This window comes from Bartonella sp. LJL80 (assembly GCF_054871565.1).
Window position 1 is genome coordinate 1 of the sequence record NZ_JBTXLM010000011.1, and the last position, 11854, is coordinate 11854.

3 protein-coding genes are annotated in these 11854 nt (G+C 48.3%); all 3 read left to right on the forward strand.

The window, feature by feature from the left end; genetic code table 11:
• Window positions 1-35 precede the first annotated feature (35 nt).
• Genes ACYSNS_RS13425 through ACYSNS_RS13435 form a run of 3 tightly spaced genes read left to right on the forward strand, consistent with a single transcriptional unit; the run spans window position 36 to window position 11849 of the window.
• Entirely contained in the window at window positions 36-8726 is an 8691-nt protein-coding gene (locus ACYSNS_RS13425) for an Ig-like domain-containing protein (RefSeq protein WP_461723682.1), read from the forward strand.
• A 58-nt stretch (window positions 8727-8784) separates the two neighbouring features.
• Window positions 8785-10389 (forward strand): tryptophan halogenase family protein, encoded by a 1605-nt coding sequence (locus tag ACYSNS_RS13430; protein WP_461723683.1) that lies wholly within the window; start codon window positions 8785-8787, stop codon window positions 10387-10389.
• 17 nt (window positions 10390-10406) lie between these two features.
• Window positions 10407-11849, forward strand: a complete 1443-nt coding sequence (locus ACYSNS_RS13435; RefSeq protein WP_461723684.1) for a TolC family protein — start codon at window positions 10407-10409, stop codon at window positions 11847-11849.
• Window positions 11850-11854: the final 5 nt, after the last annotated feature.

An 11854-nucleotide genomic window follows, 5' to 3' on the forward strand; every position in this document is an offset into this window, starting at 1 on the left:
AATTGGAAGATGGTGACCATTCGATCACCACGACAGTGACGGATCCGGCTGGCAATGAGAGTGATCCAAGTGACTCGCTTGACTTCACCATTGACAGTTCAAAGGTTGAGATCACGATCACCAAGGTAATTGACGATCAGGATCCAGTTTTGGGCAATATCACCAGTGGTGGTGTGACCAATGACCGGACGCCGACCTTTGTTGGTAAAGCCAATCCGAATGCGACAGTGACCATTACCGACCAGAATGGCAAGGTGATTGGTACGGCTGTTGCCAATGCTGCAGGTGAGTGGACATTGACGCCGCAAACAGCGCTTGATGAAGGCAGCTACCAGTTTACAGCAACCGCGAAGAATGCGGCGGGCAATGATGCCTCGACCGGCTTTGATATGACGATTGATCTGACCGCGCCGAAAGCGCCGGTGATTGACAAGGTCATTGATGATGTTGGCGAGAAGCAGGGCGAGATCATCTCGGGCCAGCCGACCGATGACCAGACCCCAACGTTTAATGGTAAGGATGGCGAGCCAGGCTCGACGATCCAGATCAAGGACAAGGATGGCACGGTTGTTGGCGAGACGGTTGTCGACAAGGATGGCAACTGGACAATTACCACCCGTCCATTGGGCGAGGGTGATCATGATCTGACGATTACCGCAACCGATCCTGCCGGCAATGAAAGTGGCGGCACAGACTTCACGGTTGTTGTTGATACGCAGGGACCGTCTGCAACGGCCTCGCTTGTTGCTATCAGTGAAGATCGTGGTTCTGATCCGACAGACTTCCTGACAAGCGACAATACGCTTGTCTATAAGATCAATGTGACGGGCACGCTTGAAAGCGGCGACACGGTATGGATGCGTATTGTCAAGTCTGACGGTACATCCAGTGAATGGCTGCAGGCTACATTGCAGTCTGATGGAAGTTATGCGGTTGACCGCAACCAGCCACAATTTGCTCTTGCCGATGGCACATACACCATCGAAACCATCGTGCGCGATAGTGCTGGCAATGCCTCAAAATCAAACGATCAGCAGATCATTATTGATCTTAAACCTTCCAGTGCCACAGTAACGATTGACGGTTTTGAAGATAATGTTGGTTTGGAGCAGCATGATTACACGGTATCGGGTCAAAAGAGTGATGATTCGACACCGAAGCTTCATGGAACATTGACGGGGGCTGAAGAAGGTGACCGTATCCACATTACGGCGGTAGGTCCTGATGGCAAGGTTATTGACTTTGGCTATGTGATTGCTGCAGGCAATGGATCCTGGAACCTTCAGGTGTCTGAAAACCAGAAGTTTACGACGGAAGGTCACTATACGTTTACCGCGACAGTTGAGGACAAGGGTGGCAATGCTGGCAACAGCTCTAACTTTGTGATTGACTATGACGTTACACCTCCAGGAGCATTGACAGAAGACACCATCCAGCTTTGGGATGATTATGGTCCTGTTAAGGATCTTGTGATTGACCGTGGTACGACGACGGATGATACGACCCCGACCTATCAGGATCTGACAGAAGGAGCGGTTGATCCGAAGGAAGTTGCCTATATCAATGTTTACAACACCGACAAGGACGGCAATACGACGTTGCTTGGCAAGGGTGTTGTGAATGAGAATGGTTCGTGGAGCTTCACACCGAAGCCACCATTGGGTGCTGGCGACTATATCTTCACAGCCAAGCCTGTAGACTTTGCCGGCAATGAAGGTCCTGCAACGACCCCATGGAACTTCACGGTTGTGACCGAGAAGCCGGAACCTCCAACACTTGACTTCATTTATGACAATGTGAACCCTGATGGCAGCACGACGAAGGTGCTTGTTCAAAAGGATGGTCTGACGAATGATGCAACGCCGATCCTGGAGGGTACGGGCAGTGTTATTGGAGCCACGATCAACATTTACATGGTTGGTCCGGACGGACAGAAGGTTCTGGTTGATACGACGAAAGTCGACAGCAATCAAAATTGGAGTTATGAACTCAAGACCGGTTTGACGGCTCAGGGTGATTATAGCTTCACAGCAACGATTGTTGATGCTGCCGGACAGGAAAGTGCGCCGACGGGTGGTTACCATATTACGCTTGATACGGTTAAACCAGTTGTGAGCGGCAAGATCATAGCGACAGATGACGTGAATGTTCCTGGCAATATTGATGGCAGTGCGCCAACCGATGATGCCAATCCGACCTTCTCCGGTCAGCAGCCAGCTTCTGAAGCTGGAGCAACGGTTTACATTTATGACCGTAACAGCGCGACGCCGAATGTTCCGATTGCAACAGCAACGGTTGGTGCCGATGGCAAGTGGAGTGTTGACTCTTCGAAACTTTCGGATGGTGAACACAAGATCTATTATGAAGTTGTTGATCTTGCTGGCAACAAGAGTGATGCCAGTGATGATTTGACCTTCACGGTTGACACCAGCGGTGTGAAGGTCAGCTTCAGTCATTATGAAGACAATGTCGGCACACCGGAGCATATCAATACGGGTGGTTTGACCAACGACGCCAAGGGTGTTCTTGTTGGTGATGCCAAGCCTGGTGCAAATGTTGTTGTGACGTATGTGAATGCGAGTGGTCAGACGATCACGGTTGGCACAGCTGTTGCTGATAGTGTGACGGGTGAATGGCGTATTACACCGACAACCAACCTTCCAGAAGGGAAGGTTGACTTCACGATCAAGGCAACAGATGGCACCGGCCAGACCGATACTGCCACAGCCAGTGTGAATGTTGATACGGTAGCCCCTGATGCGCCGAAGTTTGATGTGACAGATGATGTTGGTGACTTCCAGTCACCACCATTGCCACCATTGACGAGTGGTCAGGCAACCGATGACAAGACCCCGACATTCAACGGCAAGGATGGCGAGCCTGGCTCGACGATCACCATTCATGATGAGAATGGCAATGTGATTGGCACCACGACAGTGAAGTCTGATGGGACATGGTCGGTTACGGTGTCTGAACTTCAGCCTGGTCTTCATGACGTGACGGTCACAGCCACCGATAAGGCCGGCAATGTGAGTGCTGGTACAGATTTTACAGTCAATGTTGATCTGACCAAGCCTGATGGTACAGCAAGCTTGTTGTCGGTTAGCGACGACAATGGTGTTGCCGGAGACTTTGTCACCAATGACACGACCTTGGTTTACAAGATTGAGGCCAATGGCGTTCAACAGGGTGATACAGTGTGGATGCGTATCACACGCATCAACAGTGATGGCAAACTTGGAACACCGGGTGAGTGGGTTCAGGCCACATTGCAGTCGGATGGTACCTATCAGGTCAACCGGACAGCCGCAGGTCAGGAACTGAGCGATGGCAACTATCAGATTGAAACGGTTGTCAAAGACGGTGCCGGTAATAATGGTACAGCTGGTAAGCAGACCGTCACCATCGATACCCAGCCTTCCAGCGCAACAGTAACGATTGACGGTTTTGAAGATAATGTTGGTGTATATACTGGTTTTGTTAATCAATCAGGCCAAAAAACCGATGATAAAACACCTGAACTTAAAGGAACACTGACGGGAGCTGAAGAAGGCGACCGTATCCACATTACGGCGGTAGGTCCTGATGGCAAAGTTATTGACTTTGACTATGTGACGGCAGGTTCTGGTGGTGAATGGTCCTTGCAAGTCTCTGATAAACAGGCACTTTCGGAAGGTGATTATACGTTCACCGCGACGGTTGAAGACAAGGGCGGCAATATTGGTGATACAGCTGACTTTACGCTTACTGTTGATACAACACCACCTCAAGGTGTATCAGCTGAATTGATTGCTATCAGTGATGATACTGGTGTTGCTGGCGACTTTAACACCAGTGACCAGACCTTGATTTATACCGTCAAAGTCACTGGTACGTTGCAGAGTGGCGATACTGTATGGATCCGCATCACTCCAAAGGACGGTTCCGCAGGCGAGTGGATACAGGCAACGTTGCAGAGCGATGGGACTTATCAGGTCGACCATAATGCGGCTGCAACCGAACAGGTATTGGCTGCTGGTCAATACACTGTAGAAACCATTATTCGTGATGCCGCAGGTAACTCTACAACGTCTACATCAAAGGATATAACCATCCAAACAGGTGGTAATATTGAAGCTGTTGTTCATATCAATGGTTTTGAAGACGATCAGGGTGCATTCCAGGGCTTCATCACGCAATCAGGTCAAACAACCGACGATACGATGCCAAAACTATCTGGTACGGTCGAAGGCCTTCAGGCAGGTGATACTATTGTTATTCGTATTACCGATGCCAATGGGACGAGAGACTTGGGTATTGCTACAATTGGCCAAGATGGAAAGACTTGGGAATACCAGCTGACATCAGATCAAGAGTTGGGCGAGGGTGACTATAGCTTCAAGGCTGTGGTTGTTAACAATGTCGGTGTCGATGGCAGTGGTTCCAATGACTTTGGCTTAACCGTTGATTTGACTGGCCCTGTCGGTTCTGCAACACTTGAAGCAATTACCGATGACACAGGTTCATCTTCGACGGACTTCGTGACCAGCGATAAGGCTTTGGTCTTCACGATCAATGCTACCAATGTGAATGAAGCCGCAGGCGAAACCGTCTGGATGCGGATTACGCCACAAGGTGGTCAAGCTGGTGCATGGGTGCAGGCAACATTGGATACAGCAACAGGCAAATATGTTGTCGATTGTGACGATCCAAAAAGCCCGAACTATAACCCGCTTAATGATGGTACCTATACGGTAGAAACCATTGTACGTGATGCTGCAGGCAACCCGAATACCACAACACCGCCTGCAACAACCATTGTCATTGATACAAGTGGCCCAACTGATGGTAACGAGGTCAAGATCACGGTATATCTGGATAATATTGATCCAAATATGGCTGATTATGGCAGCGGTACAACAACCAATGACCGTGCACCTTTGCTCAAGGGAACAGTCGCAGGATTGCATGCTGGTGATGTCCTTGTGGTCTATCAGGATGGTGTGGCATTGCCAGGCTATGCTGTGGTCGACAATAATGGCAACTGGTCTTACCAAGTTGGTGATGATGCGGCCAATTCCGGCCTTAGTGATGGCACTTATACCTATACGGTTAAGATCACCGATCAGGCAGGGAATGCAGGCACCGTATCCGATCCGTTTACATTAACGGTCGATACAGTTGATCCAATTGGTACGGCAACCTTAAGCAAAATTACCGACGATACCGGTGTTCTGGCGGATGACTTCATCACCCAAGATGGGACACTTAAATATACCATTGCGGTGAATGGCGTTGAAGAAGGAGACACGGTCTGGCTTCGCGTGACCAAGCAAGGTGTCACACCAGATGCTAATGGTTGGGTTAAGGCGGTAAAAGACACCACCACTGGTGAGTACATTGTTGACAATAGCAATGGCACGCCGCTTGCTGATGGCAGCTATGTGGTTGAAACGGTTGTTCGAGACGCCGCTGGAAATGCTGGCCCAAGTTCAAGCAATCCATTGGTTGTTGTTGATAACAGCGTGTCTGATGCAGCTGTTACAATTGACAGTTATGCCGACCATGTTGGTGCTGAACAGGGTGATGCCTTTGGCTTCACGCAGCACCCGACCACAGATGATCGTAATCCTACTTTGAACGGTAGCTTGAATAAAGCGCTGCAGACTGACGAAATTATTGTTATCTACAATAATGGTGTTCGTCTTGGCACGGCAACCGTTGCGCAAGCTTCTGACGGCAGTTGGAAGTGGACTTATGATCTACCTGACCTCAAGCACATGTCTGACAATGGATTTGTTGCTAAGATTGAGGATATTGCCGGCAATGTCGGTGCGTCCTCCAATCAGGCCAATCTGCATGTTGAATTGGTCGTGAATGTCAATGAACTTCAAACGACTGATACAACACCGATTGTGTCCGGTTCGACAGGCTTTGATATCCGTCCGGGTGAATATGTTGAAGTGACGATCAATAATGTGACCTATTCTTCACAGAATGGTGCTGTTGTCGTCGACCCACGCAACAACACTTGGTACGTGCAAATACCAGATAGCCAAGCCTTGGCTGTTGGTACTTATGACGTTGTCGCTGTCTTGAAAAATTCGGCAGGTGAAATCACCCGTGACAACACACCAAATGAGCTGACCATCGATCCAACACCAACTGTGAATGTTGGTTCGGGTGGTGCGAATCCAAGTGAAAAAGCCACAGGCGTTACCTATGACGAACATGGCAACTGGTTAATCTTCTCTAATCAGGCAATTATGCGTCAAAATGGTACGGATAATGGTTCAGTAGGTTCGTTTGATGTCCAAAAGGTTGCTAGCCAAGTAACTGCTAATTCAGGTGTCTACAGTAATACCAACTTGGTTCAAAATGGATCTTGGATGGACTATAATCGTGATGGTTATATGGACTTCTTTGGTACTGACAGTACTTTTAATAATGGTCAGCAGGCGTTTATTTATAATGGTGATGGTACCTTCACACCTAGAACGGTTGGTTATGATCCACGTATCGGTAGTAATGGTACAACCGGTGAAGTTAGAGCTAACGCAAACACTGATGCTAATGTTTACGTTTGGTTTGGTGGTGTGGTTGCGTTCGATAAAACTGGTGATGGTTATGTAGACTTAGCCTACGGGGATCAAACACCATATGATCCTCAATCTAGAGGTGGTGTTTCAAGCGCTTTCCTTATGAACATTGATGGTACGTTCTCTGGCATGTTAAAAGATTGGCAATTTACGATTGATCAGTCGAGAAATAACATTCCAAACCCATTATATGGGCAAACAGGACAACCGGCAGAAATAGCAAGCAATTCGCCCGCATCAACAAACTGGGGCAATGCTATGCCCGACATGGAATTATCTGGTGTTGATCTTAATAACGATGGTACGATTGATATCGTTTATCACGCTACGGAAAGTTATAGTAAAATAGGTGGTGCAGGATCAACCAGTACAGCTCCTTATAACACTTATCGTTTAGTAGTCGCTTCTAATAATGGCGATGGAAGCTGGAACACAACACAAGTACTAGCAGACTTTTTCCAAAGAAACGAAGCGGATGCTATGTTTGGTAACGGCGTTTCTATGACTTGGGCCGATTTTAATGGCGACGGTTATATGGATTTGTTCATCGGTCGTGGTTATGCTGTATCTGGTCACAGTCAATATGAAAGTCGCATCTACTTTAATGATGGGACTGGAAAATTGATGTATAACCAAACAGCCGGTCAAGCAACGGGTGTAGGTGCTGCCACGGGTATGCATTGGATGGGGGACACTCTACAAGGTGGTGCGTCTTTGGCGGTCGACTGGAACCATGATGGCAAGATGGATATCATTGAGCTGCCTGGTCTCGGTTATCAAGGAGGAATGACTGCCCAAGGCAATGTGGGAGCCATCAATCTCTATACCAACACCAGTACATCGTCAGCTACCAGCTTTACTACAACCAACCTTTTAGGTGGTAACAATACAATCGGAACGGTTTGGCAAGGCGATTACATAACTGGCAATGTGAACAACGATTCCGTAACGGGTGCTGTTTCTATTGATGTGGATTATGACGGTGCTAAAGATCTATTGGTCTTTACCCAGAAAGGAAACACGAAATTTATCAAGAACGAGAATACTGTTGCTTATGGTACAGCGCTTCATTTCAAGATCTTGGATAAGGAAGGGATCAATGCGCTTTATGGAAACACAGTTCAGCTTTACAACTCCAAGGGGGAACTGGTTGCAACACAGGTGCTAAATCCTCAGTCAGGTAACCAAACGAATGACAGTACGGCAATCGTAGATTTCTATGGACTTGATCCGAACGAAACTTACTCTCTTGCTTTGCTGCGCAATGTGAATGGTCAGTCTGCGGATGTTGGTGGTTTGGCAAGTCTTGGTGGCAACGTCATTGAGAATGTCAATTCCGCTTGGACAGGCTTGAAAGCTGGTGAAGCCAACCATGCCTATGTTCTGACAGCAGAGTCTGATACAGCGAACAACAACGCCAACCATGGTAATGGTATTGTTGGGACTGGTTACAATGATACCTTCATTGCAGGCCTTGGAACAGATGCTTATGAAGGTGGCGGCGGTACTGTCACAATATCTGGAGAAAAATCCTGGAGTGATACCGGTGGTGAAGATATTGTCGATTATCGCAATGCGACAAATGGCATTACAGTTGATCTGAGTCTGACGGGCTATCAAAACACCGGTTACAACACGGCCAAGTTCTCGAATATTGAAGGAATTTACGGCACGAATTATGCGGATACATTTACCGATAATTCCGGTGATAACATCTTCAATGGACGTGGTGGTAATGATACCTTTAATTTGACACATGGAAGCGCTGGCGGCAAAGATACACTTCTGTATGAGTTAATCGATGCCAATGATGGAACAGGCGGCAATGGTCATGATACCGTTAACGGCTTTACGATTGGTACTTACGAAGCTACTCCAGGGGCAGACCGTATTGATGTGTCGAAGTTGCTCATCGGCTATACCGCCGATGCGGATGGTCCGGCTCATTACATCAATGGTACACCAACGATCGATGCTGGCGATAATATAAGCCAATATCTGTCGGTGACACACCAGGACGGCAATACGATTTTGAGTATTGACAGAGATGGGGCTGGTGGTGCCTTCGGTTCACAAGAACTCATAACGCTGGTTGGCACCAATACAAGTTTGGAAGAGCTACTGGCAAATCACCAGATCGTAGTCTGAAAACTGAGCCAATGGATGGACGTGATGACTCACGTCCATCTTTGATTCCGCATAGGAGATGGGTACATTGATCGATTTAAGACAGGCAAAACGCATAGCAATTATTGGTGGCGGCACTGCGGGGTGGTTCGCTGCCTTAACGCTTCGCCGTATATTTAGTTCCGCGGTAGAAATTCTTGTTTTGGAAGATCCAAATAAAGGCATTATCGGCGTTGGTGAAGGTGGGTTGCTCAATCTTGTTCAGGCGCTTCACCGAAACAATATCGAGATTGACGAGTTTGTCCGTGAGACCGGAGCGGCTTTCAAACTTGGATTTGCTTATGAAGGGTGGCGCGATGGCGGAAAGCAAGATGAATATTATCATCTCTTTCCAATGGTGGGTGAACAGGTTAACGAGCTGGAATTTATTGCTTTCGGTATTATGCCGCTTTTGGCTGCACGCGTTTCGGCCGGTGCAGATCTTCATAGCTTCTTCCCAGGATTTTCTTTGATCGCAGACAATGCTTCGCAACTTGAAGCACGCGCAGTTTTGGCGACGAAGCGAAGCGGTCTTGCGCCATCTTATCATTTTGACAGCTATAAAGTTGCCAACTACCTGAAGACATTGGCTTGTAAGCGCGGTGTATCCAATCGGCAGGTTAAAGTGGACAAACTGCTTTTGACACCGGAAGGTTTGACCTATGCCCTGAAAGCCGAAGGTGAGGAAATACCTGTTGATTTTGTTGTTGACGCTTCCGGTCTACGACGCATTGGTATTGGTGAAACTTACAAAGAGAAATGGCGGTCTTTCAGTGATCAACTGATCTTGGATCGTGCGATACCGTTCCACATGCCGCATCCAGGTAAAAATCCGGCATTGTTGACACGTGCTGTCGCTATGAATTCTGGTTGGATGTGGCAAATTCCTTTACAGGAACGTGTGGGAGCTGGATATGTTTTCTCCAGTAAACATATCAGTGAAGATCAGGCAAAAAAAGAAGCAGAACAATATGTGGGGCACGCAATTGAGCCTCAGCAATTGATCCGTTTCGATCCTGGGAATTTCGAAACCGTCTGGCGCAATAATGTTGTGGCTCTGGGCTTGGCTTCGGGATTTGTCGAGCCGCTGGAAGCAACGTCGATCGGCCAAATGCTCGAAGAATTGCGCAATGTTGAAAAAATCCTGATTGATGGTCGCGGCGTCATTGGGAATAATACGATTGAATCCTTCAATCGATCCAACAATGAAAGTTGGGCAGGCATTCGCGATTTTCTGCGCATGCATTATGATGGCGGCCGCCAAGATACGCGGTTCTGGAAAGATGTTGCCAATCTTCCTCGTTCTGACCGCTATCAGGAGCTTCGCGCCTGTTTTGACCACCGTTTGCCGCGCATGATGGACATTGAAAATTACGTTGGTAATGGTTGGGCACCTATTTTCCATATGGTGAACTGGCTTTTGGTTGGTGCTCCTCTCGGAGTGATCACTCCACGTGCGGGTGCCTCTGAACTTCTCGGCCTTCCCACCGCGATGCGAGAGCGCATTGCGCCCTACATGGCTCAGTTGCAAAATACCGGATTGAACGCGCGAAATCACATGAATGATTTTCAGGATGCTGCACTCGTCCGTCAAATGATGGCGGGTGAACCGCGTGAAACTGATCACCATCAACGTTTGGGCTGACGCAGGTAATGTTCAATATGGCGGGTAATAATACTTATTTGCGCAGAAGGCTTTCGGACGTACTCGGATTTATCGGCCTTAGCCGGTCGATGGCGCTCGTTCTTTTGCCGTATGCTTTTGTCAGCGGATGTACCACGCCTCAACCGCGTATTGTACGCCACGTGCCAGCACATACAGCATCTGCGACAGATGCGGGTGGAAAAGTTGAAGATGTGCAACTGCGCGGCGAGAGAAAAAATGTTGCGATCGAGGGGATCTCGCTGCAAAACGCTATCGGTGTTGCGCTCGCCCGCCATCCTGATATCGGCCGTGCAACCGCAGTTGTTGCGCAAAGCAATGCGCAAGTTGCAGTGGAAAAATCAGCTTGGTATCCCACAATACAATATGGGTTAAATCCTGGTTATAGTCGTTATGGCAGCACCAGTAACACGTCTAACGATAATAATACGACCGTGAGCGGTACCGTGGGGGCCAATCAGCTGATTTATGATTTCGGACGGACTTCAAGCCGTGTCGGTGCCGCAAAGGCTACATATGATAAGCAGCAACATTTGCTTAACGATACGATGGAACAGGTAGCTTATACCATGGCTTCCATATTCATCGAGCTTTCCGGTGCACAGGAGACAATCAAGGCTGCCAATAGAGAAGTGAAAGCCTTGACCGATACACGGGACAAAATTTCACAACGTGTGAAAGCTGGTCTTTCCGATGTGGCTGATCTCAATCAGGCAGATGTTGCCATGCAACGTGCCAAGTCAGACCTTTTGGCAGCCCAAACCAAGTATGATGTGGCGGCTGGTCGTTTTGCTGAGATGACAGGAATACGTCCCCAGCGCGTGGCAAGTTTGGCTGATACAACCAATTTCATCAACCGTTTGCGCCGCAGCACGGATAATGTTGATAATACCCCCTCTGTATTGGCAGCAACCGCCGAAGTGCATGCTGCCGAACAACGGTTGAAGCTTGCCAAAGCTGACCGCTTTCCGTCAGTCAGTCTAGGCGTCAGCCAATCGAAGGCAACAGGTAATCGGAATGTCACGAATGACAGTACATTTGTCGGGTTGCAATTAAGCGGCAGTTTTTCTGTCGGCAAAAAAGAAAAATATCAAATCGAAGCATCACAAGCAGAATTGCGTGCGGCAAAGCAGGCACGTGACAATGATTTAATGACGACGAGAACCACCTTGGGTTCAGCCGAAACCGAAGGTTCAGGTGCCGAAGCACGTATGAGCAACGCGCGGGAAATGATGACCCTTTCGCTATCATCGCGCGATCTTTATTGGCAACAATATACACTAAACAAACGGCCTTTGACTGACGTTGTGGGAGCAGAGCGGGATACCTTCATGGCCGAAAGTGACTTTATTGTCGCCCAATCCGACAGGCTCAATGCGCGCGTGAAAGCATATTCTGCTGTTGGACAATTCGTTGCACGTATCCGTGAGGGCGCACAATAAAATGG